Source organism: Gammaproteobacteria bacterium, assembly GCA_013003425.1.
Taxonomy (GTDB): Bacteria; Pseudomonadota; Gammaproteobacteria; order Steroidobacterales; family JABDKV01; genus JABDJB01.
Genome location: JABDJB010000078.1, coordinates 120,488 through 145,743, shown reverse-complemented (window position 1 = coordinate 145,743; position 25,256 = coordinate 120,488). Strand labels below are relative to the sequence as shown.

Below are 25,256 nucleotides of genomic sequence, written 5' to 3'. Positions count from 1 at the left end.
TCAGTGCTAACGGGCAGTTGCAACGGTCAGCCACTCCTTCAGGTCCTGCAGACGGGACAGGCTGCCGTCAGCATTCCATGTTTCCGGTGTCTCGTGCGACTCGATATAGCCATAGCTTGCCACCAGGGTGACCATGCCTGCGGCACGGCCTGCCTGTATATCCCGTTCGGCATCGCCAACGTAGATACAGTTCCGTGGATCCTGGCCGAGCAACTTAGCTGCGTGGTGTAACGGGGCGGGGTGCGGCTTGCGCTGTTCCAGCGTGTCGCCGGATACCACGCAACCGGCACGCTGCTGCAGTTCAAGAGCCTCCAGCACCGGTTGCGTCAGCCAGCCGGGTTTGTTGGTGACAATTCCCCAGGGAGTGCCGGCATTCTCAAGCGCGTCGAGCACTTCTGCAGCACCTTCAAACGGTGTTGTATTTACCGCCAGCGCGCCGGCGTAGATCTCCAGGAAGCGTTGGGTCAGACCGGGTAATTGTTCCGGGTCCAGGTCGGCGCCAAAGCCTGCCCGGAGCAGGCCAAGCGAACCGTGCGAAACAACCGGGCGTAATCGTTCGAAGGGCAGTTCAGCTCGGTCTTGCTCCAGCAACAGCCGGTTGAGCGCTGCCGCCATGTCGGGTGCGGTATCGAGCAATGTGCCGTCGAGATCGAACAGAACGGCGTCGATTTGGTGCCTGGCTGTCACCGGGAGGGGGAGGCGGGCTTGTGCAGGTGCATCAGATAGTTGACGTCTACGTTGCTGCCAAGAGTATACCGTCGGGTCAACGGGTTGTAATGCAGCCCGGTAATATCGCGCAGTTCAAGCCCCGCGGCGCGTGCCCACGCTTCGAGCTCTGACGGGCGGATAAAGCGCGTGTAGTCATGGGTTCCACGCGGAATCATATTCAGTACGTATTCGGCGCCAACGACTGCAAGCAACCAGGCTTTGGGATTGCGGTTAATGGTCGAGAAAAAAACATTCCCGCCGGGCTTTGCCAGCGTTACACACGCCTGAACGATTCCCGCCGGATCAGGGACGTGCTCGAGCATCTCCAGACAGGTCACCACGTCATAGCCTGATGGCTGTTCGGCCGCCGCCTGTTCGGCGGTTGTTTCCTGATAATCGATTGTCAGCCCGCCGGCGGCAGCATGCTGCCTGGCCACTGCCAGGGCGGTGCCGGACATATCGATACCGGTTGCGATCGCGCCAAGCCGGCTGACCGATTCGCACAACAGCCCGCCGCCACAGCCGATATCGATCAGGCGTGAGCCGGCCAGCTCCGCGCGCTCGGCGATGTAACCGGTGCGTAGCGGATTAATCGCGTGGAGCGGGGCGAATTCGCCCTCGGGTTCCCACCATCGGCCCGCGACCTGTTCGAAGTTGGAGATTTCCTGTGGATCGACGTTCATTGAGTTTGCCAGTGAGCTGCCGGCTTTCCCGGCCCACCGACATGATGCATTCAGGCGCTGGCAGTGACCAGTACTGACCCTTGTGGGGAGTGAAAAAGGTCCTCGAAACCGGCCCTCTGTGGTATCCTTTGGGGATAGTTTTACGCCCTCGGGCGGCAGCAAAAACACAGGGGATTTGGCGTCCTTCCAGCACTGGGGAACGGCCCGGCGCAACACGACGAGCAGCAAGGGATTGCACCCTCGGTCGGCGGTTGCAGCAGCGGGCAAATTCAGCGAATAAACAGGCACTCAGCGTGAACCCGGCCGGGCTCACGAGGGGGAGAGATTGATCGATGACTGATGCAGCACGCGAATTACTGCAGGTAAATCTCGAAGACGAGATGAAGCAGTCCTACCTCGATTACGCGATGAGCGTGATCGTGGGGCGGGCTTTGCCGGACGTTCGTGACGGTCTCAAGCCGGTACATCGCCGCATCCTGTTCTCCATGCATGAGAACAACAATGCCTGGAACCGTCCTTACGTGAAGTGCGCTCGCGTCGTCGGTGACGTCCTGGGTAAATACCATCCGCACGGAGACGGCGCCACGTACGATGCGCTGGTGCGCATGGCGCAGGACTTTTCGATGCGTTACACGCTGATCGACGGCCAGGGCAACTTCGGCTCGATCGATGGCGATCCGCCGGCAGCCTATCGCTATACCGAATGCCGGATGACCAGGCTGGCCTCGGAACTGCTGGCCGACATCGACAAGGAAACAGTCGACTTTGTCCCCAATTACGATGCCAGGGAGCAGGAACCGACAGTTCTGCCCACCCGTATCCCCAGCCTGCTGGTCAATGGCTCATCGGGCATCGCAGTTGGCATGGCCACCAACGTCCCGCCGCACAATCTGCGGGAAGTCATCGATGCGACGCTGGCGCTGCTGGAGAACCCGGACATCGGCCTGCCCGAACTGATGCAGCACCTGCCGGGTCCGGATTTTCCAACCGCCGGCATCATTAACGGCGCGCGTGGCATCGTCGAGGCATACAAGACCGGGCGCGGCCGCATCTACGTCCGGGCACGGACGGAAATCGAAGAGCGCAAGAACAACCGTCAGGCAATCATTGTCAACGAGCTGCCGTACCAGGTTAACAAAGCCCGGTTGCTGGAGAAGATTGCCGAGCTGGTGCGCGAGAAGCGACTCGATGGTATTTCTGACCTGCGCGACGAGTCGGACAAGGACGGCATGCGCATGGTGATCGAGCTCAAGCGTGGCGAGGTTGCCGATGTCGTACTGAACAACCTGTACAAGCAGACGATGATGCAGAGCGTATTCGGCATCAACATCGTAGCGCTGAGTCATGGGCAGCCACGACTGCTAAATCTGAAAGAAGTGCTCGATGCGTTTCTGCAGCACCGTCGTGAGGTGGTCACCCGGCGTACCATTTATGACCTGCGCAAGGCGCGCGATCGCGCCCACGTGCTGGAGGGGCTGGCGGTAGCGCTGGCCAATATCGACCCGGTCATCGCTTTGATCAAGAAGTCGAAGACACCGGCCGATGCCAGGGTAGCGCTGGTTGCCGCCAGCTGGCAGCCGGGTGTAGTAACGGACATGCTCAAGCGTGCGGGCCAGGAGCTCACGCGACCGGAAAATTCAGTCGGCGACTGGGGGCTGCAGGGCGACCAGTACAAGCTTTCCGAGACTCAGGCCCAGGCGATCCTGGAATTGCGACTGCACCGGCTGACCGGCCTTGAGCAGAACAAGCTGGTCGAAGAGTATCGCAACATTATCGCCACGATCGAGAACCTGACTGACATTCTCGACAGCCCGGATCGGCTTACCAGCGTGATAAGCGAGGAGTTAGCGGAAGCGCGCGAGAGCTACTCGGACGAGCGTCGTACCGAAATCGTCGAAACACAATCGGACCTGACCATTGAGGATCTGATCACCGAGGAAGACGTGGTGGTAACGCTGTCGCATGCCGGCTATGCCAAGGCGCAGCCGCTTGGGACCTACCAGGCCCAGCGACGTGGCGGTCGTGGCAAAGCAGCGACGCAGGTCAAGGATGAGGATTTTGTCGACAAGCTGTTCGTTGCCAACACCCACGACACGTTGTTGTGTTTTTCGACGCGTGGAAAGTTGTACTGGCTGAAGGTTTACCAGGTGCCGCAGGCCAGCCGGGGCGCACGCGGTCGTCCGATAGTGAATCTGTTGCCACTGGAAGCCGATGAACGAATCACCGCGGTGCTGCCGATTCGCGATTATGAGCCAGACCGCTTTATCACGATGGCGACCAGCAAGGGCACGGTCAAGAAAACCGAGTTGCAGGCATTCTCGCGACCGCGAACCAACGGAATTATTGCCGTGGCATTGCGCGAAGACGATGCGCTGGTCGATGTCGAAATTACCGAGGGCAATCAGCAGATCATGCTTTTTGCCAGCAACGGCAAGGCGATCAGGTTTGATGCTGGCGATGTGCGACCAATGGGCCGTAATGCTGCTGGTGTGCGCGGCATACGTCTCGACGGCGATGATCGGGTAATTTCGCTGATTGTTGTCGAGCCGGACGCTGACGAGGGCGAGATACTTATCGCCACGGCAAAAGGCTACGGAAAACGCACGCTTGTTACCGATTTTCCGTCACACCGCCGCGGCGGTCAGGGCGTGATTGCGATCCAGACAACGGAGCGCAACGGGGTTCTGGTCGGTGCAGTGCATGTGAGCGATGACGATGAAGTGATGCTGATCAGCGCAGGCGGCACCCTCGTGCGGACCGAGGTGGCCGGTATTTCCCGCATGGGTCGCAACACACAGGGCGTGCGCCTGATCCGGGTGCAGGGTGACGATGCCCTCGTTGGCATGGAGCGTATCGACGGGCTGAATGGCGACAGCATAGAGCCCGCCACTAACGATTCGACCCAGGAATAATCGGAGGGCTGGATGGCTCGAGTTTTTAATTTCAGTGCCGGGCCGTCAGCGCTGCCGCTGGCGGTTTTGCAGCAAGTGCGTGACGATCTCACTGACTGGCAGGGTGGCGGAATGTCGGTGATGGAAATGAGTCATCGCAGTGCCGGCTTCAGCGAGATCGCGCAACAGGCGGAAGCCGACCTGCGTGAGCTGCTGGCCATCCCCGACAATTACAAGGTGCTCTTCCTGCAGGGTGGTGCAACCTTGCAGTTTGCCGCAGTGCCTCTGAATCTTTCCGCGCCCGGCCAGCGTCTCGATTACGTAATTACGGGCAGCTGGGGCAAGAAAGCGCACAAGGAAGGCGGACGATATGGCGCTGCAGTCGCCGTGGCCGATGCAGCCGGCACCAATTACACCTCGATACCGGACGAGAGCGCCTGGGCGGTCGCAGCCGATGCAGCTTTCCTGCACTACACGCCAAACGAAACGATTGGCGGTGTCGAGTTTCACAACATTCCGGACAGCGGCGGCGTGCCGCTGGTTGCCGATATGTCATCGACAATTTTGTCGCGCCCGGTTGATATCAGCCGTTTTGGTGTGATTTACGCTGGCGCCCAGAAAAACATCGGCCCGGCGGGGCTGACGGTCGTTATTGTTCGCGATGACCTGATTGGGCATGCCCGGCCCGAAACACCTGCCATGTTGAACTACCAGGTCCATGCTGACAGTGGTTCGATGTCAAATACGCCGGCTACATTTTCCTGGTATGTCGCCGGGCTGGTTTTCAAGTGGCTCAGGAGCCTGGGTGGCCTGCCGGCAATCGCGGAAATCAACCGGCGCAAGAAGGACAAGCTTTACGGCTTTATTGACGCCTCCGGTTTTTATGCCAATCCGGTCGACCCGGACTGCCGGTCCTGGATGAACATCCCCTTCACGCTGGCAGACCCGGCGCTTGACCCGGTATTTCTCAAGACTGCAACGGCAGCCGGCCTGGCCAACCTCAAAGGCCATCGCTCGGTAGGCGGGATGCGTGCAAGCATCTACAACGCAATGCCCGAGGAGGGCGTCGATGCGCTAATCGACGTCATGCGCGATTTTGAAAAGAAACACGGTTAAAAACACATGAGCTTCAAAGTTCTGACACTGAACAATATTTCACTGGTTGGCCTGGAACGCCTGCCACGCGACCGGTTTGAAGTGGCGTCTGAAATTGGTCACCCGGACGCGATTCTGCTGCGTTCACACAAGATGCATGACATGGAGCTGCCGGATTCGGTCAAAGTAATCGGCCGTGCGGGCGCCGGGGTAAACAATATCCCTGTCGATGCGATGACCAAACGCGGCATTCCAGTGCTGAATGCGCCGGGTGCCAATGCCAATGCCGTAAAAGAACTGGTCATTGCCGGGATGCTGCTGGGCGCGCGCAACCTGTGCCAGGCATGGCACTACGTCCAGGGGCTCGAGGGAGACGATGCAGCACTGCACAAGGCTGTCGAGTCAGGCAAAAAGAAATTTCGCGGCATCGAGCTTCCCGGACGCACGCTTGGTGTTATCGGTCTTGGCGCCATCGGTGTCGAGGTTGCCAATGCTGCGTTGTCACTGGGTATGGAAGTTATCGGCTTCGATCCGCATATAACTGTGCATCGCGCCTGGCAATTGTCCAGCGGAGTGGAGCAGGCGGACAGCCTCGATCAACTGTGTCGCCGTGCCGAGTTTCTCACCCTGCATGTGCCACTGGTCGAAGGCACACGCAACCTCATTGATGCTGACAAGATCGGCCAGTTTCGCGAAGGGGCCATCCTGCTCAACTTTGCACGCGGCGGAATCGTCGACGAAACCGCCTTGCGCGAAGCCCTCGATAAGGAGCAGGTCGGCATGTACGTCACGGACTTCCCGACCAACGAGCTGAAATCCCACCCGCGGGTGACAGCGCTGCCACACCTGGGTGCTTCCACCGGCGAGGCAGAAGATAATTGTGCAGTCATGGTGGCGCAGAATGTTCGGGATTTTCTCGAAAACGGCAACGTGCGGCATTCGGTGAACTTTCCGGCGGCGATACTGCCGCGGACCGAAGGCTATCGGCTGGCCATTGCCAATGCGAACGTGCCAAACATGCTTGGCCAGATATCGACCTGTCTGGCTGATTCCAATCTCAATATCGTCGACATGTTGAACAAGTCGCGCGGTGACGTCGCCTACACCCTTGTCGATGTTGAGGCAGAGGTTTCCGCGACTACGATCGGGGCTCTTGAGGGCATCGACGGCGTCCTCAACGTGCGTGCACTATGAGTGATAACGAAAAAACGCCTGCGCTCGAGGCGATTCGCAACAAGATCGATGAGCTCGATACCCGTATCCAGGAGCTGATCAGTGAACGTGCCCGCATTGCAAAGCACGCGGGTCTGACCAAGGGTTCGGGGCGAAAAACCGTCGACTACTACCGTCCCGAGCGTGAGGCGCAGATCCTTCGCCGGGTAATCGATCGCAATGACGGGCCTTTGCGTGACGAAGAGATGGTGCGACTGTTCCGCGAAGTGATGTCAGCATGCCTGGCGCAGCAGGAGCCGCTCAAGGTGGCGTTCCTCGGGCCGGAAGGCACCTTTACACAGGCAGCGGTGCTGAAACATTTTGGCCACTCGGTCCGTGCCTTGTCACTGGCAACTATAGAAGAAGTTTTTCACGAAGTTGAAGGAGGCGTTGCCGACTTTGGCGTAGTGCCAGTGGAGAACTCAACCGAAGGCACGGTTACCAATACGCTGGATATGTTCGTAACCTCACCGCTTAATATTTGCGGCGAGGTAGAGCTGCGTATCCGCCAGCACCTGCTATCAAACGTCGACGATATCTGCAAAATACAAAAGGTATATTCCCATCGGCACTCGCTGGCGCAATGTCGCTCATGGCTGGACGAATACCTGCCCGGAATCGAACGAATTGCGGTCAGCAGCAACGCCGAGGGCGCACGGCGGGCAAAAGATGAGGCTGGTGCGGCCGCCGTGGCCGGCGATGCCGCTGCCGAGGTTTACGGGCTCGAATGCCTGGTTTCCAACATTGAAGATCGGCCAGACAACACAACCCGCTTCCTGGTTATCGGCCGTGACCTGTTCCCGCCCAGTGGGCACGACAAGACTTCATTGCTCATGTCAGCGGGTCATACGCCGGGGTCACTGCAGCAGCTGTTGTATCCAATGGCGACCCATGACATTAACATGACGCGTATCGAGTCCCGCCCATCACGCCGGCAAAAGTGGGACTACGTGTTTTTTGTCGATGTCGAAGGCCATGCAGACGACGAAAAAGTCGCGGCGGCACTGGCCGAGCTCGAAAAAGTAACGTCGTTGTTCCGGGTTCTGGGGTCGTATCCCAGCGCAGTGGTCTGAGTCAGGTAACCGGCAAATGAACTGGGTCTGCCGTCGTGGCGACGTTGCGGGCACGCTCGCGTTGCCTGGCGACAAGTCAGTTTCTCATCGTTCGGTCATGCTCGGCGCGATAGCCGAGGGAATCACCGAAGTCACCGGATTTCTTCCCGGCGAGGACTGCCTCGCTACAGTGGCGGCGATGCGCAGGCTCGGAGCAACTATCGATTGCCCCGCGTCCGACCGGCTTGTGATACACGGCACGGGTGTAGACGGGCTGCAGGAATCCGGCGACGAAATCTACCTTGGCAACTCTGGCACCGGGATGCGGTTGCTGGCCGGGTTGCTGGCCGGGATGCCCTTCGACAGCGTGCTGACTGGCGACAGGTCTCTTTCCTCGCGACCGATGGGCCGTATTGCAGAGCCTCTGGAGCAAATGGGCGCGGCGATAACGACCACGGCGGGTCATGCGCCGCTGCGAATTTCCGGCCGCCGGCTGCACGGCATCGACTACACGTTGCAAATTCCCAGCGCACAGGTGAAGTCGGCGATATTACTTGCTGCGCTGCAGGCTGATGGCGTGACGACGCTGCACGAGACCGCCACAACCCGCGATCACACCGAGCGAATGCTGCGTTGGTTTGGTGCCGAGCTCACTCAACGTGACAAGACCCTGCAGCTGGCGGGGAGGCAAAGCCTGACAGGGCGCAGCCTTGAGGTTCCTGGTGATTTTTCTGCCGCTGCTTTTTTCATCGTTGCGGCGCTCATTGCGGGCGCTGAGCCATTACGGTTGACCGGGGTGGGCGTCAACCCGACCAGGATCGGTTTGCTCGAGCTGCTGGCGATGATGGGGGCAGACATAAACGTCAGTGAAGTGGTGTCACGCTGTGGCGAACCGGTCGCTGACATAGAGGTACGGCGCAGCGACCTGCGTGGCATTGATGTCCCGCCGGAACTGGTGTCGCTGGCAATAGACGAGTTTCCGGTATTCTTTATTGCTGCGGCGTTTGCTTCCGGTACCACGACCCTGACCGGTGCTGCCGAGTTGCGTCTGAAAGAAAGCGACCGGATTGCTGTAATGGCGGACGGCCTGAAGCGGTTGGGTGTTACCGCAACCCCTGCAACTGACGGCATCAGTATTACCGGCGGCACGATTGGCGGTGGCAGCATCGAATCCCGTGGCGACCATCGTATTGCGATGGCGTTTGCCGTTGCGTCGCTGGCGGCGTGCGAAGAAATCCGGATAAACGAAACTGATAATGTCGCTACCTCATTCCCGTCCTTTGTCGACGTGGCAAATTCCGTTGGCTTTAGTATCACCTGTGATGACTCTTATGGACGCACCACCAGTAATTGCAATTGATGGCCCCGGTGGTGCCGGCAAGGGCACCGTGAGCCGACTTGTGGCCACGGCCCTGAGCTGGCATTACCTCGACAGCGGTGCCTTGTACCGGATGGCAGGCCTGGCGGTGCAGGAGGCGCGCATTGGGCTGGGCGAGGCTGAGGCGGTCGGCGAGTTTGTGGCGGGCCTCGAAATCGGCTTCGCCGCCGGAGCCGATGGCGCCGAGCAGGCCCTGCTCAATGGCCGTGATGTTGCCGCCGGGATCCGAACCGAATCGGCCGGCAAGGCTGCGTCAGCAATCGCTGCGGTGCCACAGGTCCGCAAGGCATTGATTGATATACAGCATGGCTTCAGGCAGCCGCCCGGCCTGGTCGCCGACGGACGGGACATGGGAACCGTGCTGTTTCCCGATGCCGGGCTCAAAATCTACCTGACCGCAAGTGCCGCAGAAAGAGCCCGAAGGCGGCATAAGCAGTTGAAGGACAAGGGGATGGATGTTAGCCTAGCCGCCCTTTTGACGGACATCACCGAGCGGGATCGCCGTGATGCCCAGCGCGCGGTAGCGCCGCTGAAGCCGGCTTTCGATGCGGTTTGCATCGACACCACCGGTGTTTCCATTGAGGATGTCGTCAATCAGGTACTTGCGCTCGCCGGACAGGTTTTTGGCAGTGCAACAAACGAAGAGTAGGGGAGTCGCTGCGGACAGGAGGTCCCGGCACATTTTTTTTGGACCCACGCTGTTTGCGGATGAAACAGGTGGTTATTTTTGAGTCGGCCGTAGTGGCCGTGGATATACACAACCATGTCAGAGAGTTTTGCCGAGCTTTTCGAAGAGAGCATCGCCAGTCAGCGGATCAAGCCAGGGACCATTCTAAAAGCCAGCGTCGTTGATGTCGGTCCCGATATTGTCGTAGTCAATGCCGGCCTCAAGTCAGAGGCGGTCATTCCAGTCAGCCAGTTCACCGATGAAAACGGTCATCTGGAAGTCGAAATCGGCGATGAGGTCGAAGTCGCGCTGGATGCCGTTGAAGACGGGTTTGGCGAGACACGTCTTTCCCGGGAAAAAGCCAAGCGGGCACGCACCTGGACACGCCTCGAGGAGGCGTTTGAAAACCAGGACATTGTTAACGGCGTGATCAATGGCCGCGTGAAGGGCGGTTTTACCGTGGATATTCAGAATGTCCGCGCATTCCTGCCCGGTTCGCTGGTAGATATCCGGCCGGTACGGGATCCCAGCTACCTGGAAGGCAAAGACCTGGAGTTCAAGGTCATCAAGCTCGACCAGCGTCGCAACAACGTTGTTGTTTCGCGTCGCGCTGTCGTGGAGAAAGAATTCAGTGCCGAGCGCGAAGAGCTGCTCGAAAACCTGCAGGAAGGCGCGGTAATCAAGGGCGTGGTGAAGAACCTCACCGACTACGGTGCCTTTGTTGACCTGGGCGGCATCGACGGGCTGCTGCACGTTACTGATATGTCATGGAAGCGCGTCAAGCACCCGGGTGAAGTTGTAAACGTCGGCGACGAAATAGACGTCAAGGTGCTCAAGTTCGACCGTGAGCGCAATCGGGTTTCTCTGGGCATCAAACAGCTTGGCGACGATCCTTGGGAGAAGCTGCAGCGCCGTTATCCGCCGCAGACCCGTCTGTTTGGTCGCGTGACCAACCTGGCAGACTACGGCTGTTTCGTCGAAATCGAGGAAGGCGTCGAGGGCCTGGTGCACGTCAGCGAGATGGACTGGACGAACAAGAACGTCAGTCCGTCGAAGATCGTCCAGGTGGGCGATGAAGTCGAAGTCATGGTGCTCGACATAGATGAAGAGCGCCGGCGCGTTTCGCTCGGCATGAAACAATGTACGTCGAACCCGTGGGCTGAATTTGCGGTTAACTTTAATAAGGGCGACAAGGTTTCCGGTACGATCAAGTCGATTACGGACTTCGGTATCTTTATCGGGCTGTCGGGTGAAATCGACGGACTTGTACACTTGTCCGACCTGTCCTGGGACCTGCCGGGCGAAGAGGCCGTGCGCAAATACCGCAAGGGCGAAGAAGTCGAAGCCGTGGTACTGGCTATCGACCCCGAGCGCGAGCGAATCTCGCTTGGTGTGAAGCAGATGGACAAGGATCCGTTCGGTGCCTGGTTGTCTGAACATCCCAAGGGCAGCCTGGTGAAGGGAACGGTGCTGGAAGTCGATGCCCGTGGCGCACGAATTCAGCTGGAAGGCGAAATCGAGGGCCAGCTGCGTGCATCGGAGCTGTCTCGTGACCGCGTCGAGGATGCACGTGCAGTGCTGAAAGCCGGTGAAGAGGTCGAAGCCAAATTCATCGGACTTGATCGCAAGAGTCGTACTATCAACCTGTCAATCAAAGCACGCGAAGCGCACGAAGAAGCCGCCACGATGCAGGAGTACAAAGCCGGGACAAGTGCCGCCGGTGGTACCAGCCTGGGCGATATCCTGAAAGAGAAAATTACCGGCAAGGATGACTCCTGAGGGGAGTCTGGCCGTAAACGTACTGACTAATTTGCAAGTGGGGCGCCTCGTATGACGAAATCGGAACTGATCGAGTCCATTGCTCGCAAGCAGAAACACCTGCCGGGAAAAGACGTAGAGCTGGCAGTGAAGCATCTGCTCGAACTGATGAGCGAAGCGCTGGCCGAGGGCAAGCGTATCGAGATACGCGGATTCGGCAGTTTCTCACTGCATTACCGGCCGCCTCGGCTGGGGAGAAATCCTAAGACGGGCGAAGCCGTGGCGCTGTCAGGCAAGTACGTTCCACATTTCAAGCCTGGCAAGGATCTGCGCGAGAGAGTCAACAAGGGCCGTCATAACGCTATCAAGAGCTGAGGCTCCGCCTCGAGGTCATCGTGATACGCACTCTGCTGTTTATTCTGCTGCTGCTTGCCGTGGTGCTGCTGGCCGCTGCATTCGCCTGGCTGAATCCGGGAGCGGTTCAGCTCAATCTTGCTTTCGGCGAGTTTGAAATAGAAAAGGCACAGGCTTTCGCGCTTACCCTGGCCATTGGCTGGGTGTTCGGTGCTCTCAGCGCTACTGTATTAGTGCTCAAGTTGTTACGCGACAGGCGCAAACTGAGAAAAGAAGTGCGACTCGCCGAGGCAGAGGCAGATAATCTGCGCAGCCTGCCTCTGCGTGATGACAGCTGACACAATTTTCCTGGCCGTACTGTTCGTCCTTGCCGCCGCAGGTGGCTGGCTGGCTGCACGCCTGACTTCCCGGCCGCGCCGGGGGAAAACAAAGCAGACTGTACCGCCGGCGGAAATCTATCGTGGTCTGAACCACATTCTGCACGACGAGACTGACCGCGCGCTCACGCTGTTGAAGAACCTGGCGCAGTCAGACAGCGCGACCGCCGAGGTTCATTTTGCACTGGGCACACTGTTTCGACAGCGCGGCGAAACTGATCGCGCCATCAAAGTGCACCAGAATCTGCTGGCGCGCCCCGACCTTGCCCGTCGCCATCGTGAACAGGCATTGTTTGCATTGGCTGAGGACTATCTGAAGGCCGGGCTGTACGACCGGGCCGAGGCGTTGTTCCTGCAGCTGGTTGAGCAGGAGGTGCGGCTGGAGCGGTCGCTGCAGCTACTGGTTGGTATATACGAGCGACAGCAGGACTGGGAACAGGCAGTTCAGTGGCGCCGGCGACTCGCGCGGCTGACACAGGCGCCGCAAAACGAGATCATTGCGCACTATTACTGCGAGCTTGCGCAGCAGGCGCGTGACGACAACGATCTGGCCGGGATGCGCGCTGCCCTGAAAAAAGCACAGCAGTCCAGTCGCGGTACTGTTCGCGGTGCCCTGATGCGCGCAGACCTTGCGTCACTCACGGATGACCTGAAAACTGCCATGCGGCTATATCGCCGGGTGCTGGAGTCTGCGCCCGAATTTGCCGCGGTTGTATTGCGCCGGCTACACGGCTGTCACAAACCGGATGCACCTGAGCTTTCCAGGACGCTGCAGATGGCCCTGAAGCGCCAGCCGGAGCTGGCGGGACACCTGGCGCATGCGGCACTTGCCACCGGTCTTGGTGAAAACAGTGTCGTTGCAGAAACTACGGCGCAATTTATAAAAGATCATCGCGCCCTGGCTGACCTGAGCAGCCACTATGAGGGTAGCCACACCGAGGTGACGGCGTTACTTCGCAGCCTGGGTCTTGCTCATCTGCATTACCGATGTGGTCAGTGCGGTTACCTCGCTGCCGAGCTTAACTGGCAATGCCCCGCCTGCCAGTCCTGGGGTTCGGCCCGCCCGGAGATAGCGCTCACCGCGTGAATCGGTACGAATAGACCGATTAATCACATTGGCTACCGGGACGGGGCAGGCCACACTAGCCGGACTGCAATCGAGCAGTGGCAATGCAAGGAGCACCCCATGAAATGGATTTTATGGCTTTGTCTGCTGGCGTGTACGGGCATCGCGGGCGCCGGGCCGGTCAACATCAATAAGGCGGATGCCGAAACACTGGCGCAGGAGCTCAATGGTGTCGGTCATAGCCGCGCGCAGGCTATCGTCGCCTGGCGTGAGAAGAACGGTCCCTTCAGGTCAGTAGACGAGCTGCAAAACGTCAAGGGCATCGGGTCCCGCGTTCTGCAGAAAAACCGCGGTGATATTCTGCTCGCCGACCCCCGGGCCGAAGCAGACTGACCTGCCGCGTTGTTGAGGCAGGCGGCATCGGGCTGCCTGCCTTTCTTTTTATGTGACGTAATACGCTGTTCGGCCCTCAGAGGCTTGCGGTATAGTAGCCGCCTATTTGCAATTGATGACCTGAATTGTGGCTCAAAAGATACAAACGGCTGTATTCCCCGTAGCCGGCCGCGGAACGCGCTTTCTGCCGGCTACCAAGGCCAGCCCGAAGGAAATGCTGCCGATCGTCGACAAGCCGCTCATTCAGTATGCGGTTGAGGAGGCCCTGTCGGCCGGCGCCGAACGGCTGATTTTTGTAACTGGCAGTGCCAAGCGAGCGATAGAAGACCATTTCGATTCCAACCGCGAGCTGGAAAAGGAACTGGAGGCTGCCGGCAAGCATGATTTGCTGGAGGCTGTGCGCGAAATTGCCCCCGGGCGCGCCACCTGTATCTACATCAGGCAGAGTGCACCACTGGGTCTCGGGCATGCTGTGCTGTGTGCCCGCAAGATTGTGGGTGACGAGTATTTCTATGTGCACCTGGCAGATGACCTGATCGATGCAAACGTGCCGTGTCTGCGGCAAATGCGCGATGTTGCCGAGAAACGCCAGGGCAGCGTCATTGGCGTGCAGGAGATACCGGCTGACGAGACCGACAAGTACGGTATCGTAAAAGTGGAGGAGATGACTGACCGTGTCGGTCAATTGAATGCGATCGTTGAAAAGCCAAAACCGGCCGAGGCACCATCCCGGCTGGGTGTCGTGGGCCGCTACGTTCTGTCACCACGCACCTTTGAGATGCTCAGCCAGACCGGGCGTGGCGCAGGCGGCGAGATCCAGCTGACCGACGGCATAGCCATGCTGCTGCGTGAGGAACCGGTTTTCGCCTATGAATTTGAAGGTGTGCGATACGATTGCGGCAGCAAGCTGGGATATCTGAAGGCGACTGTGGATTACGCCCTCAATCATGATGCACTGGGATCTGAGTTTGCAGACTATATTTTGGAAGTAGCGGATCAACTGAACCAGAAACAGCGTGCCAGTCGCTAGCAATCATCGAGCCGCATAAAAAAAGGCGCCCTGGTGGCGCCTTTTTTGTTGCAGGGTATTTCCGGCGTATTCAGCTCAGCCACGAAGGAGGTGGCGGACCTGGTGCATAGTTATCCTGCTGCTGCGCATCTGAGTTTTCAGGCATTGGCTCTTCATGCGCATGATCATCTGCGCGATGATCCAGCGGTTGATCTATTACAACTGTCTTGATGTGATCTTCGCTCATTGCCCAGTGGTTCCTGTTTCGAGTGGACGCCAGTGTAGGGATTGCTTTTGCAGTCTGCCGTGATGATGATCACAATGTGTGAAAAACTCATAAAGAAAGTTTTATGTCAATGAGGGTTTTCAGAATCGGAAACGCAGGCCCACTTCATACCAGGTGAAATCAAAACCAGCGGTGTCATCAATTCGTGTTACCAGCGCAACGTTTGAACCGATTTGCGTGAGCAGTTCCCCGGTAAGTCGCGTGTCGCTGCCGTCCAGGTCAAACCAGCCGAAGCGAAGTGAACCGCTGAAACGCTGGTCAAAAATATGTTGAATACCAACACTTACGCCACTGCCGGACTCGATATCGCCTGCCAGTTCGACGCCCTGGTATGAAAGCTCCAGATCGAGCCTGGTTTTGCTGCCGACCGGATGAACATAAGCGACACCTGCCTCACGCCAGTTGCCAAATGGCAGGCCACGCAGTTCGCGTATCGGCAGATCGACGAAATCAGTATCTGCGGTATTGTAGGTACCACGAATGCGCAGTTTGTCGGTTACCAGCCAGGCACCGGATAGCCGCAGCCCGGTGGCGTTTTCACGAAGTTCCCAGTCCGGGTTATAAAGTGAACCCGCCAGTTCGAAGTAGCCGCGTGCTGTCTCGGCGCCGGCGCCCATGCTGTAAAGCAGCGCAGACAGGACGGCAATATGTTTAATTGACCTGAAATCCACGCGCTGACCTTAGCTACGTCGCGGCGATAGCACAAGGAAATTGACACTCCGTGCGCGCCTCATCCAAGATGGTTGGAAGGGGACGGCTTGCAGCCTGCAGGCTGAAAATAAGACGCAATGGTTTGAGCTGACCAGCTGCGCGGAGGATGTATATGAATTTCTGGTTACGCCTGTGTGCGGCATTATTTTCAGTATCGCTTCCGGTCAGCGCCGTAGCTGTTGGAGACTACAGCTCGGAGGTGAGAACTACATCGTACGGCATCAGCCACATCAAGGCAGATGACTGGGGGAGTGTTGGTTATGGGTATGGCTACGTTTACGCCAGCCACAATATCTGTGTTCTGGCCAGAGAGGTGGTTGAGGCCAACGGCCGGCAGGCATTCCACTTCGGCGACAGCCCCGGGCGTGTCGACCAGGATTTTTTCTACACCCTGGTAAACAATGAAGATTTCATAGATCAATTCTATGCTGCAGCAAGCCAGCAGGGTCGGGAGTTGGCCGCGGGTTATGCCGACGGCTACAACCGCTACCTGGCCGATACCGGACTGGCCAATCTGCCTGCAGACTGTCGTGATCAGGGATGGGTACGGCCAATCACCGCACGTGACATGCTCAAGGTGTTCTACAAGCTGATCCTGCGTGGCAGCGCAGGGGAGCTGGTTTCGCTCATTCGTTCGGCTGAACCACCCGGGGCGCAAAGATCAAAGGCTGGTGAAAAGCGTTACGAAAGATCGCTGAAGCAGGCGATTGAAAAAGCAGATTTTTCCATGTTCGCGGGCATGCGTCGCCTGTCGGATCTCGGATCGAATATGTATGCCCTTGGCAGCACTGCGACACAAAGCGGCAGGGGCATGGTGCTGGGTAATCCGCACTTTCCCTGGGACGGCCCGCTGCGCTGGTACCAGATCCACCTGACCATTCCCGGTGAGCTGGATGTAATGGGCGCATCGCTGCATGGAGTGCCCTATGTCAATATCGGGTTCAATAAGGATGTAGCCTGGAGTCATACCGTTTCTCCGGCCTGGCGCTTTACCTTGTTCGACGTGCCGCTTGTCCCTGGTAACCCGACACAATACCTGTACAACGGCAAGGCAATGGAGCTCGAACAGCACCCGGTGAGTATCGAGGTAACCACTGCCACTGGCGTCGAAGTCCGCGATCACACTTTCTACCGTTCGGTTCATGGCTGGATACTGGATTTCACGCCCGTGCTCGGCGCCTCTATCTGGGCGCTGGGGGCAAACATCTTTGCCGTGGGTGATGCCAACGCAGACAACCTGCGTGCGATTGAGCAGTTTCGGCTGATGAACCAGGCCAGTTCCCTGGACGAATTCATCAATGTCCTCAACGATAATCTTGGCCTGCCATGGGTGCATACCGTCGCGGCAGACAGCGCCGGGAATGCCTTTTATGGTGATATTTCCGTAGTGCCCAATGTCAGCAGCGACAAGCTTGCCAGTTGTACGCCTTCGTTCACGGGTGGCCAGATTGCTTCCCTGACCGGGCTGATTGTGCTCGACGGCAGTAGCACAGCCTGTCGCTGGGATGTCGATCCCAGTGCGCCGCAGGCGGGCATTATCGGCAGCGATAACCTGCCCTCGCTGCAGAACCAGACCTACGTTACCAACTCGAATGACAATCACTGGGTGACTAATCCGGCGACGCCGTTAACCGGTTTTTCGCCACTGTTTGATACGGAGGAGTCAGCACGCAGCCTGCGCACGAGACTTGGCCTGAAAATGGTCGAAGAGCGACTGGCTGGAAGTGACGGGCTTGGCGCGCCAGGCTTTACCCTCAGTACGCTCCAGGATGTGATGTTTGGCAGTCGTAATTACGGTGCCGAGCTGTTGCTGGATGACCTTGTGGCACTTTGCCAGGCTGACGGGCCGATGGTGGATCTGGGCGACGGCTTAATTGTTGATGTCGGGCTGGCTTGCAATACGCTGGCAAACTGGGACAGGAAGCAGAATGCTGACAGCGTCGGCCCGCAAATCTGGGCCGAGTTTCTCGTGACGATTTTTGCTCAAGACAGCGATCCGCTGTTTCTTTCTCTGTTCGAAACGCCGTTCGACCCGGCGGACCCGGTCAACACGCCGCGTGATCTGGCCGATACCGACCCTGCAATTCGTGACCAGCTGATGCAGTACCTGGCGACCGGCGTCCAGCGTCTTAACGACAATGGCATTGCGGTGGATGCAGTGTGGGGCGACATCCACTTTGACGAAAGGAACGCCGTACGTTATCCGATACATGGCGGGGCTGACGGGTCCGGCATGTTCAGTACTATTGAGGCAGACCTGCAGAGCGGCGTTGGTTATTCGCCGATTAATTACGGCAACAGCTATATGCAGACAGTGACCTGGAATGACGACGGCGTGGTAGCTGATGCGCTGCTGAGCTACTCGCAGTCAAGCGACCCGGAGAATCCGAATTATGCTGACCAGACTGCGCTGTACGCCAACAAGCAATGGGTGCGGCTGCCATTCACCGATGCGGAAATTGAAGCAGACCTCAACTACAGTACCGTTACGCTGACCGGGCCACGCTCCATTGACTCGGATAATGACGGCGTTCTGGACAGCACTGACAACTGCACCGAGGTCGCCAATCCCGCTCAGCGTGACACTGACGGCGACGGCTTTGGCAATTTTTGCGACGGAGATCTGAACCAGGACATGTTTGTCGACCTGCAGGACCTGGCGCTTCTGCGCGAGGTGTTCCTGACCACAGATCAGGATGGAGATTTCAACGGCGATGGCACGGTTGACCTGCAGGACCTGGCGCTGATGCGTCAGATGTTCCTGCTGCCGCCGGGGCCCGCTTGTCCGGTTCTGTAGCCGGCAGCAAGAAGCATAAAAAAGGGGGAATGCAACAGCATTCCCCCTCTTACTGAACCTGGCTCCCCGGGTCGGACTCGAACCAACGACCTAGTGATTAACAGTCACCCGCTCTACCAACTGAGCTACCGGGGAAGCGCGAAGCGCGTCATTCTGTCTGTGCGATCAGGGCAAGTCAAGGAACCGCTGGCGGTCAGCCAAGCGCCACCTTGAGCCTGTCCATGGCGGTTTCCAGCTTGGTCAGGGCAGTTGCGTAGGAAATACGCACAAAGCCCGGCGCGCCGAAGGCCGATCCCCCAACCAGCGCAACCCCGGCTTCGTCGAGCAGGTGGCGCGTCAGCTCCAGGTCGTCTTCCATTTCGAGACGGCGTATCAGGCGCCGCATGTCCGGGAAAAGATAGAATGTTCCGCCGGCCGGCTCGCAGTGCACATCGGGAATGGACTCGAGCTGCTGCAATACATAATCGTGCCGTTCCCTGAATTCAGCAGTCATCGCCGCTACGCATTGCTGTTCTCCCTGCAGCGCTGCCACAGCCGCAGCCTGGCTGACCGATGCCGCATTGGTAGTGCTCTGGCCCTGCACCTTTTTCATGGCGGCGACCAGTTCAACTGGTCCGGCAGCGTAACCAATACGCCAGCCGGTCATTGCATAGGCCTTGGACACACCATTGATGACAACGGTGCGGTCACGCAACGCCGGATTGGCTGTGGCAAAACTGCAGAAAGGCTCGTCAGCCCAGCAGATATGCTCGTAAATATCGTCGGTTGCCACGACAACTTGTTCGTGTTCCAGCAGCACCTCGCCCAGCGCGGCCAGTTCATCGCGGGTATAGACAGCCCCGGTGGGATTGCACGGGCTGTTCAGCAGCACCAGGCGCGTGCGATCACTTATGGATGCAGCCAGCTGATCTGGCGTTATACGAAAGTGTTGTCCCGGGCCGGCAAACATTTCGGTGACTCGTGCACCACAAAGACGCGGGATGTCGTGATACGAGACCCAGTAAGGCGCTGGCACGATTACCTCGTCACCATCGTCGAGCAGAATCTGGCACAGGTTAAAAATGCACTGCTTGGCGCCCGCCGATACGATTATCTGGTCGGGTACGTACTGCAAGTCGTTGTCGCGGGCATACTTGTCGATGACGGCCTGCTTGAGTTCTGCCGTGCCTCCGACCTCAGTGTATTTGGTATGCCCGTCGCGGATGGCCTGCATTGCTGCTTCCTTGATATGCGATGGCGTGTCAAAGTCCGGTTCTCCTGCGCCCAGTCCAATGACATCCTTGCCCTCGGCGCGCAACTGTGCAGCAAGCGCTGTAACCGCCATGGTGGCGGAAGCTTTGATGCGGTTGATCCTCCGCGACAGGTCTATGCTCACGTCAGGCTCCGATTGTCAGTTGCGATGCGAGCGGGGTATCTTAAGCCAGACAACCATGGCTCACCACCAGTTCAAATTGCAGGCGGACTTCGCGCCGGCCGGCGACCAGCCGGCTGCGATAGCCGGGCTGCTCGAAGGCATTGAAAACGGGCTTGCACGGCAGACCCTGCTGGGTGTAACCGGCTCCGGCAAGACGTTCACCATGGCCAACATCATTCAGGCACAGCAGCGCCCGGCATTGATCATGGCGCATAACAAGACGCTTGCTGCGCAGCTCTACGGTGAGATGCGGGAGTTTTTCCCGCAAAACGCCGTGGAGTACTTTGTTTCCTATTACGACTACTACCAGCCGGAAGCCTACGTACCATCGACCGATACATTTATCGAGAAAGATGCCTCGATAAACTCGCATATCGAGCAGATGCGGCTGTCGGCGACAAAGGCGTTGCTGGAGCGCCCGGACGTCATCATTGTGGCGACAGTGTCAGCGATCTACGGGCTGGGCGATCCGGAGATGTATTTCCGCATGGTGTTGCACCTGTCGCGTGGCGAGATTATCGACCAGCGGGAAATTTTGCGGTCATTGGCCGAGATGCAGTACAAGCGTAATGAGATAGAGCTGCGCCCGGGCACTTACCGCGTCCGTGGCGACCTGATTGATGTATTCCCGGCAGAAAACGAACGGGAGGCATTGCGGATAGAGCTGTTCGACGAGGAAGTGGAGTCACTGAGCCTGTTTGACCCGCTGACCGGCGAGGTCGTGCGCAAGATACCGCGGTTCACTATCTTCCCTGGTACGCACTACGTTACGCCGCGCGAAACGATGTTGCGTGCTGTTGATCAGATCAAGGATGAGCTGCGCATTCGACTGGACCAACTGCGTAGCGCAAACAAGCTGCTTGAGGCGCAGCGGCTGGCTCAGCGCACGTTGTATGACATCGAAATGATCAATGAGCTCGGGTACTGCTCGGGCATCGAAAACTACTCGCGCTACCTGTCCGGCCGCGCGGAAGGTCAACCGCCACCTACATTGTACGACTACCTGCCTGACGACGCCTTGCTGATAGTCGACGAAAGTCACGCCACGGTGCCCCAGCTTGGCGCGATGTTTCGCGGCGACCGTTCGCGTAAGGAAACGCTGGTCGAATTTGGCTTCCGCTTGCCATCGGCGCTCGACAACCGGCCCCTACGCTTCGATGAGTGGGAACGCCTGGCGCCGCAGACCATTTTTGTGTCGGCCACGCCCGGCCAGTACGAGCGCGAGCATGCCGACAATACCGTCGAGCAGGTGGTGCGGCCCACCGGGCTGGTTGATCCCGTCGTGGAGGTGCGCCCGGTCTCGTCGCAGGTGGACGATGCGCTGTCCGAAATCAATGCGACAGTCGAAAATGGCGAGCGGGTGCTGATAACGACACTGACCAAGCGCATGGCGGAGGATTTGACCGAATACCTGCGTGAACATGGCGTGCGGGTACGTTATCTGCACTCGGACATTGATACCGTTGAGCGCACAGAGATTATCCGTGACCTCCGTCTGGGTAAATTTGATGTGCTGGTCGGCATAAATCTGCTCCGCGAAGGCCTGGATATGCCGGAAGTATCACTGGTTGCGATCCTCGATGCCGACAAGGAAGGGTTCCTGCGTTCGGATCGCTCACTGATTCAGACGGTCGGTCGGGCGGCGCGCAACATAAATGGCCGGGCGATCATGTATGCCGACAGGATGACCGGGTCGATGCAGAGGGCCATCGACGAGACTGACAGGCGGCGCAAAAGGCAGGTGGCGCATAACAAGGAGCATGGCATCACGCCGCAGTCCATCAACAAGGCGGTGGCCGACATAATGGAGGGTGCGCACGCTGCGCATGATCCCCGACGGCGCACCCCGCGCAAGGTGGCCGAGGAAATGGCCCGTTACCAGCGCATGAGTGCGGGTGAGCTGAAGCAGCACATCGACGGGCTGGAACAGCAGATGTACAAGCACGCCAGCGACCTGGAGTTCGAGGATGCCGCAAGGCTGCGGGATGAAATAGAACGGGTGCGCCGCTACGGCCTGGGCTTGCCCGGCGGCACAGCCGGCAGCCCCACCCGGCGGCAGGCCAAAACCGGTACCGGCTGAGGACGGCAGCGGCCACTTGCCGCCGAACGGGGGCTTCCGGTATCTTGTACCGCCCTTGAGGCGCGTAGCTCAGTGGTAGAGCACTACCTTGACATGGTAGTGGTCGGTGGTTCGATCCCGCCCGCGCCTACCAGGTTCACCGTGGGGCGCTGTTGCGCCCCTTAGTTTTTGCGCCATTACAGACCAATCCCATGCCGGTACTGACACTGCCTGACGGCAGCAAAAGAAGTTTCGATACACCGGTGTCTGTCGCAGACCTGGCCGCAGACATTGGTCCCGGGCTGGCGCGCGCGGCGCTTGCCGGCCGCGTCGATGGACAGCTTGTCGATACCTCGCACGTCATCGACGAAGACTCCGAAGTGGCAATCGTCACCGCGAAGGACGAGGACGGGCTGGAAGTACTGCGGCATTCAACTGCGCACCTGCTGGCACAGGCGGTAAAGGAGTTGTTTCCGTCGGCGCAGATCACCATCGGCCCGGTAATCGACGATGGCTTTTATTACGATTTTTCGTTTGAACGCCCGTTTACACCGGAAGACCTGGAAAAGATCGAGGCGCGGATGAAGAAACTTGCCGCGGCAGATTTGCCCGTACAGCGGGAAGTCCTGGCACGCGACGAGGCGATCGCGTACTTCCGCAGTGAGGGTGAGCATTACAAGGCGGAAATAATCGAGGCGATCCCTGCAGATGAGGAGATTGGCCTCTACCGGCAAGGCGACTGGAAAGATCTGTGTCGCGGGCCACATGTGCCGAGCACCGGAAGAATAAAAGCCTTCAAGCTGACAAAGCTTGCCGGCGCCTACTGGCGCGGTGATTCGAACAACGAAATGCTGCAGCGGATTTACGGTACGGCCTGGCCGAACAAGGATGCGCTGAAGGCCTATCTGCACCGTCTGGAAGAGGCCGAGAAGCGCGACCATCGGCGCTTTGGCAAGCTGCTCGACCTGTTTCATACCCAGCCCGAGGCCCCGGGGATGGTGTTCTGGCACGACAAGGGTTGGCGGCTTTACCGGACAATCCAGGACTACCTGCGTACCCGGCTGGAGGAGGCCGGCTACCAGGAAGTACACACGCCACAAATCCTCGACCGCAGCCTGTGGGAAAAATCAGGGCATTGGGGCAAGTACGGCGAGAACATGTTCACCACCGGTTCGGAAAACCGGCAGTACGCCATCAAGCCGATGAACTGCCCGTGCCACGTGCAGATATTCAACCAGCACCTGCACAGCTACCGCGACCTGCCAATCCGCATGGCGGAATTTGGTTCGTGTCATCGAAACGAGGCCAGCGGCACGCTGCACGGGCTGATGCGGGTGCGCAATTTCACCCAGGATGATGCGCATATCTTCTGCACCGAGGGCCAGATCCAGCAGGAGGTTGCCGGGTTTATCGAGCTGCTGATGAGCGTCTATGCCGATTTTGGCTTCGACGACGTCTCGGTGGCCCTGTCCACCCGCCCGGAAAAGCGGGTCGGTGAGGACGCGCTTTGGGACAAGGCGGAGCAGGCGCTGGCTCAGGCCCTCGAGCAGATTGGCCTGGAACACCGGGTCGAGGAGGGCGAGGGGGCCTTCTACGGGCCGAAAATCGATTTTTTCATGCATGACAGCATTGGCCGGGTCTGGCAGCTGGGCACGGTGCAGCTGGACTTCTCCATGCCGGCCCGGCTGGGGGCCAAATACGTCGACCGGGACAGCTCACACCAGGTGCCGGTCATGCTGCACCGGGCGATTCTGGGCTCACTGGAGCGCTTTATTGGCGTATTGATCGAGCATTTCGCCGGTTCACTGCCTCCCTGGCTGGCTCCGGTGCAGGCGGTGGTCCTGACCATTACCGACCGCCAGGCAGCCTATGCTGAAGAAGTGGCGCAATCCCTGAAAAAACAGGGTTTTCAAGTCGAAACTGACTTGAGAAACGAAAAAATCGGGCTTAAAATCCGCGAGCACACGATACAACGCGTCCCCTATCTGCTGGTCGTTGGCGACCGGGAGCAGGCGGACAAAGTCGTGGCCGTGCGCACGCGCAGTGGCGAGGACCTTGGCGGCATGTCGACAGACAAGTTTGCCGGGCGCCTGGCCGAAGATTGCGCGCGCCGCGGCCGCATTAGTTTGGAGGACTGAAACATAGCAGCACCTAAAGCCAAGAGAGCAAAACGTAACCAGGAAATTACTTCGCCGAGTGTGCGTGTAATTAGCTCTGACGGAGAGCAGGCGGGCGTTATGACTATCGAAGAGGCCCGTGACTTGGCGAAAAGTGCCGCGATGGATCTGGTAGAAGTTTCACCGAATGCGGAACCACCGGTTTGCCGCATCATGGACTACGGCAAGTACCTCTTCGAAGAATCGAAGAAGGCGCAGGTAGCACGCAAGAAACAGAAGCAGATTCACGTCAAGGAAGTTAAGTTTCGCCCGGGAACGGACGACGGTGATTACAAGGTAAAGCTGAAGAACCTGACAAAGTTCCTGAGCAGTGGAGACAAGGCCAAGGTTACGTTACGTTTCCGCGGTCGCGAGATGGCGCACCAGGATCTGGGGCGGGCCATGCTCGATAGGGTCCAGAAAGATCTCGAAGATCTTGGCACCGTCGAGCAGTATCCAAAAATGGAAGGCCGCCAGCTGGTCATGGTGATAGCGCCAAAGAAAAAGTAAGCGCAGCTACGGCTGCGTTTCGCCCGTCACGCATAGGTTGTCGTGCCGCGGCTAATTGAAGGAGCACGAAAATGCCGAAGATGAAGACCAATCGCGGGGCCGCGAAGCGGTTCCGTCGCACTGGTTCTGGTGGCTACAAGCGCAAGCAGTCGCACCTGAACCATATTCTTACCAAGAAAAAGCCAAAGCGTAAGCGCCAGTTGCGTGCCACCCTGCAGGTGGCAGAGAGCGACGTCAAAGCCGTACGCCGCATGCTGCCGTACAGCTAGGGGGAACAGACATGGCACGAGTAAAACGTGGTGTCGTTGCCAAGGCACGTCACAAGAAAGTACTGGACAAGGCAAAGGGTTACTACGGTGCGCGCCGCAAGGTCTACCGTGTAGCAAAGCAGGCAGTCATCAAGGCCGGGCAGTACGCCTACCGCGACCGACGCCAGCGCAAGCGCCAGTTTCGCCAGCTGTGGATCACCCGTATCAACGCCGCTGCGCGTGGGCACGGTCTTTCATACAGCCGCCTGATCAATGGCCTGAAAAAAGCCGATATCGAGATCGACCGCAAGGTGCTCGCGGATATCGCGGTGCATGACCCGGAGGCATTCGGGGCAATCGCCGAGCAGGCCAAGGCAAGCCTGGCTGGCTGAATCGGGCCGCGCCGGCCAGCGTGGCCGGCTTTTTGGGGAT

Annotated in this window: 23 protein-coding genes and 2 tRNA genes; 19 read left to right on the top strand and 6 right to left on the bottom strand. The window is 58.6% G+C overall.

Features of this window, described 5'->3' with window-relative positions:
* Window positions 1-6 precede the first annotated feature (6 nt).
* Both gph and ubiG read right to left on the bottom strand, forming a co-directional pair.
* The gene (gph, locus tag HKN06_11415; GenBank protein NNF61919.1) at window positions 7-687 is read right to left on the bottom strand and encodes a phosphoglycolate phosphatase; all 681 of its coding nucleotides are present in this window, start codon (window positions 685-687) and stop codon (window positions 7-9) included.
* Window positions 684-1,391, bottom strand: a complete 708-nt coding sequence (gene ubiG / locus HKN06_11410; GenBank protein NNF61918.1) for a bifunctional 2-polyprenyl-6-hydroxyphenol methylase/3-demethylubiquinol 3-O-methyltransferase UbiG — start codon at window positions 1,389-1,391, stop codon at window positions 684-686. Before ubiG ends, gph begins: the two co-directional genes overlap by 4 nt.
* 332 nt (window positions 1,392-1,723) lie before the next feature.
* On the opposite strand from ubiG, the gene gyrA reads away from it, so the two are divergent.
* The 12 genes from gyrA to galU all read left to right on the top strand — a co-directional run bounded on the left by gyrA (window position 1,724) and on the right by galU (window position 14,664).
* Complete coding sequence (gyrA, locus tag HKN06_11405) at window positions 1,724-4,303, top strand: DNA gyrase subunit A (GenBank protein ID NNF61917.1); 2,580 nt, start codon at window positions 1,724-1,726, stop codon at window positions 4,301-4,303.
* A gap of 12 nt (window positions 4,304-4,315) precedes the next feature.
* On the top strand, window positions 4,316-5,398 hold the full coding sequence (gene serC, locus HKN06_11400; GenBank protein NNF61916.1) for a 3-phosphoserine/phosphohydroxythreonine transaminase: 1,083 nt from the start codon (window positions 4,316-4,318) through the stop codon (window positions 5,396-5,398).
* A 6-nt stretch (window positions 5,399-5,404) separates the two neighbouring features.
* Window positions 5,405-6,571, top strand: coding sequence for a phosphoglycerate dehydrogenase (locus HKN06_11395; protein ID NNF61915.1), 1,167 nt, complete (start codon window positions 5,405-5,407; stop codon window positions 6,569-6,571).
* A complete protein-coding gene (pheA, locus tag HKN06_11390) occupies window positions 6,568-7,662 on the top strand; it encodes a prephenate dehydratase (GenBank protein NNF61914.1) in 1,095 nt (364 codons plus the stop codon). Before HKN06_11395 ends, pheA begins: the two co-directional genes overlap by 4 nt.
* Before the next feature lie 16 nt (window positions 7,663-7,678).
* The gene (gene aroA / locus HKN06_11385) at window positions 7,679-9,001 is read left to right on the top strand and encodes a 3-phosphoshikimate 1-carboxyvinyltransferase (protein NNF61913.1); all 1,323 of its coding nucleotides are present in this window, start codon (window positions 7,679-7,681) and stop codon (window positions 8,999-9,001) included.
* Window positions 8,973-9,668 carry a (d)CMP kinase gene (locus HKN06_11380; GenBank protein NNF61912.1) on the top strand — a complete coding sequence of 232 codons (696 nt, stop codon included), beginning with the start codon at window positions 8,973-8,975 and terminating at the stop codon, window positions 9,666-9,668. The genes aroA and HKN06_11380 overlap by 29 nt, the downstream gene beginning before the upstream one ends.
* 114 nt (window positions 9,669-9,782) lie before the next feature.
* Window positions 9,783-11,465, top strand: coding sequence for a 30S ribosomal protein S1 (rpsA, locus tag HKN06_11375; protein NNF61911.1), 1,683 nt, complete (start codon window positions 9,783-9,785; stop codon window positions 11,463-11,465).
* A 51-nt stretch (window positions 11,466-11,516) separates the two neighbouring features.
* Window positions 11,517-11,819: an integration host factor subunit beta gene (locus tag HKN06_11370; GenBank protein NNF61910.1), complete on the top strand. Its 303-nt coding sequence runs from the start codon at window positions 11,517-11,519 to the stop codon at window positions 11,817-11,819.
* Between the two features lie 20 nt (window positions 11,820-11,839).
* Entirely contained in the window at window positions 11,840-12,136 is a 297-nt protein-coding gene (locus HKN06_11365) for a LapA family protein (protein ID NNF61909.1), read from the top strand.
* On the top strand, window positions 12,126-13,262 hold the full coding sequence (locus HKN06_11360; GenBank protein NNF61908.1) for a tetratricopeptide repeat protein: 1,137 nt from the start codon (window positions 12,126-12,128) through the stop codon (window positions 13,260-13,262). The genes HKN06_11365 and HKN06_11360 overlap by 11 nt, the downstream gene beginning before the upstream one ends.
* Window positions 13,263-13,361: 99 nt before the next feature.
* On the top strand, window positions 13,362-13,634 hold the full coding sequence (locus HKN06_11355) for a ComEA family DNA-binding protein (protein ID NNF61907.1): 273 nt from the start codon (window positions 13,362-13,364) through the stop codon (window positions 13,632-13,634).
* A gap of 127 nt (window positions 13,635-13,761) precedes the next feature.
* Window positions 13,762-14,664, top strand: a complete 903-nt coding sequence (gene galU / locus HKN06_11350) for a UTP--glucose-1-phosphate uridylyltransferase GalU (protein ID NNF61906.1) — start codon at window positions 13,762-13,764, stop codon at window positions 14,662-14,664.
* 70 nt (window positions 14,665-14,734) lie between these two features.
* Here galU and HKN06_11345 read toward each other — a convergent pair whose 3' ends face one another.
* Together HKN06_11345 and HKN06_11340 are read right to left on the bottom strand one after the other, a co-directional pair.
* Complete coding sequence (locus HKN06_11345; protein NNF61905.1) at window positions 14,735-14,890, bottom strand: hypothetical protein; 156 nt, start codon at window positions 14,888-14,890, stop codon at window positions 14,735-14,737.
* A 119-nt stretch (window positions 14,891-15,009) separates the two neighbouring features.
* Window positions 15,010-15,600 carry a hypothetical protein gene (locus HKN06_11340; GenBank protein NNF61904.1) on the bottom strand — a complete coding sequence of 197 codons (591 nt, stop codon included), beginning with the start codon at window positions 15,598-15,600 and terminating at the stop codon, window positions 15,010-15,012.
* 239 nt (window positions 15,601-15,839) lie between these two features.
* Here HKN06_11340 and HKN06_11335 point away from each other — a divergent pair, with 239 nt between their 5' ends.
* Window positions 15,840-18,437, top strand: a complete 2,598-nt coding sequence (locus tag HKN06_11335) for a hypothetical protein (protein ID NNF61903.1) — start codon at window positions 15,840-15,842, stop codon at window positions 18,435-18,437.
* Window positions 18,438-18,496: 59 nt separating this feature from the next.
* Here the strand turns inward: HKN06_11335 and HKN06_11330 are convergent.
* Window positions 18,497-18,572: transfer RNA gene (locus HKN06_11330), tRNA-Asn, on the bottom strand.
* A 58-nt stretch (window positions 18,573-18,630) separates the two neighbouring features.
* Window positions 18,631-19,812 carry a pyridoxal phosphate-dependent aminotransferase gene (locus HKN06_11325; protein ID NNF61902.1) on the bottom strand — a complete coding sequence of 394 codons (1,182 nt, stop codon included), beginning with the start codon at window positions 19,810-19,812 and terminating at the stop codon, window positions 18,631-18,633.
* Here HKN06_11325 and uvrB point away from each other — a divergent pair.
* From uvrB to rplT, 6 genes are all read left to right on the top strand, one after another.
* Window positions 19,805-21,931, top strand: coding sequence for an excinuclease ABC subunit UvrB (uvrB, locus tag HKN06_11320; protein ID NNF61901.1), 2,127 nt, complete (start codon window positions 19,805-19,807; stop codon window positions 21,929-21,931). The two genes, HKN06_11325 and uvrB, sit on opposite strands and share 8 nt — an antisense overlap.
* Before the next feature lie 58 nt (window positions 21,932-21,989).
* A tRNA-Val gene (locus tag HKN06_11315) sits at window positions 21,990-22,064 on the top strand.
* A 58-nt stretch (window positions 22,065-22,122) separates the two neighbouring features.
* Window positions 22,123-24,048 carry a threonine--tRNA ligase gene (thrS, locus tag HKN06_11310; GenBank protein ID NNF61900.1) on the top strand — a complete coding sequence of 642 codons (1,926 nt, stop codon included), beginning with the start codon at window positions 22,123-22,125 and terminating at the stop codon, window positions 24,046-24,048.
* A 3-nt stretch (window positions 24,049-24,051) separates the two neighbouring features.
* Window positions 24,052-24,576, top strand: coding sequence for a translation initiation factor IF-3 (infC, locus tag HKN06_11305; protein NNF61899.1), 525 nt, complete (start codon window positions 24,052-24,054; stop codon window positions 24,574-24,576).
* Between the two features lie 71 nt (window positions 24,577-24,647).
* Window positions 24,648-24,845 carry a 50S ribosomal protein L35 gene (gene rpmI / locus HKN06_11300; GenBank protein NNF61898.1) on the top strand — a complete coding sequence of 66 codons (198 nt, stop codon included), beginning with the start codon at window positions 24,648-24,650 and terminating at the stop codon, window positions 24,843-24,845.
* Between the two features lie 11 nt (window positions 24,846-24,856).
* Complete coding sequence (gene rplT, locus HKN06_11295; GenBank protein NNF61897.1) at window positions 24,857-25,216, top strand: 50S ribosomal protein L20; 360 nt, start codon at window positions 24,857-24,859, stop codon at window positions 25,214-25,216.
* Window positions 25,217-25,256 lie beyond the last annotated feature (40 nt).

Excerpts from the sequence above, each read along its gene's own strand:
- HKN06_11345 (NNF61905.1), bottom strand. The coding sequence starts at position 14,890 with ATGAGCGAAGATCACATCAAGACAGTTGTAATAGATCAACCGCTGGAT.
- thrS (NNF61900.1), top strand. The coding sequence starts at position 22,123 with ATGCCGGTACTGACACTGCCTGACGGCAGCAAAAGAAGTTTCGATACA.
- ubiG (NNF61918.1), bottom strand. The coding sequence starts at position 1,391 with ATGAACGTCGATCCACAGGAAATCTCCAACTTCGAACAGGTCGCGGGC.
- HKN06_11380 (NNF61912.1), top strand. The coding sequence starts at position 8,973 with ATGGACGCACCACCAGTAATTGCAATTGATGGCCCCGGTGGTGCCGGC.
- HKN06_11395 (NNF61915.1), top strand. The coding sequence starts at position 5,405 with ATGAGCTTCAAAGTTCTGACACTGAACAATATTTCACTGGTTGGCCTG.
- rplT (NNF61897.1), top strand. The coding sequence starts at position 24,857 with ATGGCACGAGTAAAACGTGGTGTCGTTGCCAAGGCACGTCACAAGAAA.
- serC (NNF61916.1), top strand. The coding sequence starts at position 4,316 with ATGGCTCGAGTTTTTAATTTCAGTGCCGGGCCGTCAGCGCTGCCGCTG.
- HKN06_11355 (NNF61907.1), top strand. The coding sequence starts at position 13,362 with ATGAAATGGATTTTATGGCTTTGTCTGCTGGCGTGTACGGGCATCGCG.
- uvrB (NNF61901.1), top strand. The coding sequence starts at position 19,805 with ATGCTCACGTCAGGCTCCGATTGTCAGTTGCGATGCGAGCGGGGTATC.
- gyrA (NNF61917.1), top strand. The coding sequence starts at position 1,724 with ATGACTGATGCAGCACGCGAATTACTGCAGGTAAATCTCGAAGACGAG.
- rpmI (NNF61898.1), top strand. The coding sequence starts at position 24,648 with ATGCCGAAGATGAAGACCAATCGCGGGGCCGCGAAGCGGTTCCGTCGC.
- aroA (NNF61913.1), top strand. The coding sequence starts at position 7,679 with ATGAACTGGGTCTGCCGTCGTGGCGACGTTGCGGGCACGCTCGCGTTG.
- HKN06_11360 (NNF61908.1), top strand. The coding sequence starts at position 12,126 with ATGACAGCTGACACAATTTTCCTGGCCGTACTGTTCGTCCTTGCCGCC.
- pheA (NNF61914.1), top strand. The coding sequence starts at position 6,568 with ATGAGTGATAACGAAAAAACGCCTGCGCTCGAGGCGATTCGCAACAAG.
- HKN06_11370 (NNF61910.1), top strand. The coding sequence starts at position 11,517 with ATGACGAAATCGGAACTGATCGAGTCCATTGCTCGCAAGCAGAAACAC.
- rpsA (NNF61911.1), top strand. The coding sequence starts at position 9,783 with ATGTCAGAGAGTTTTGCCGAGCTTTTCGAAGAGAGCATCGCCAGTCAG.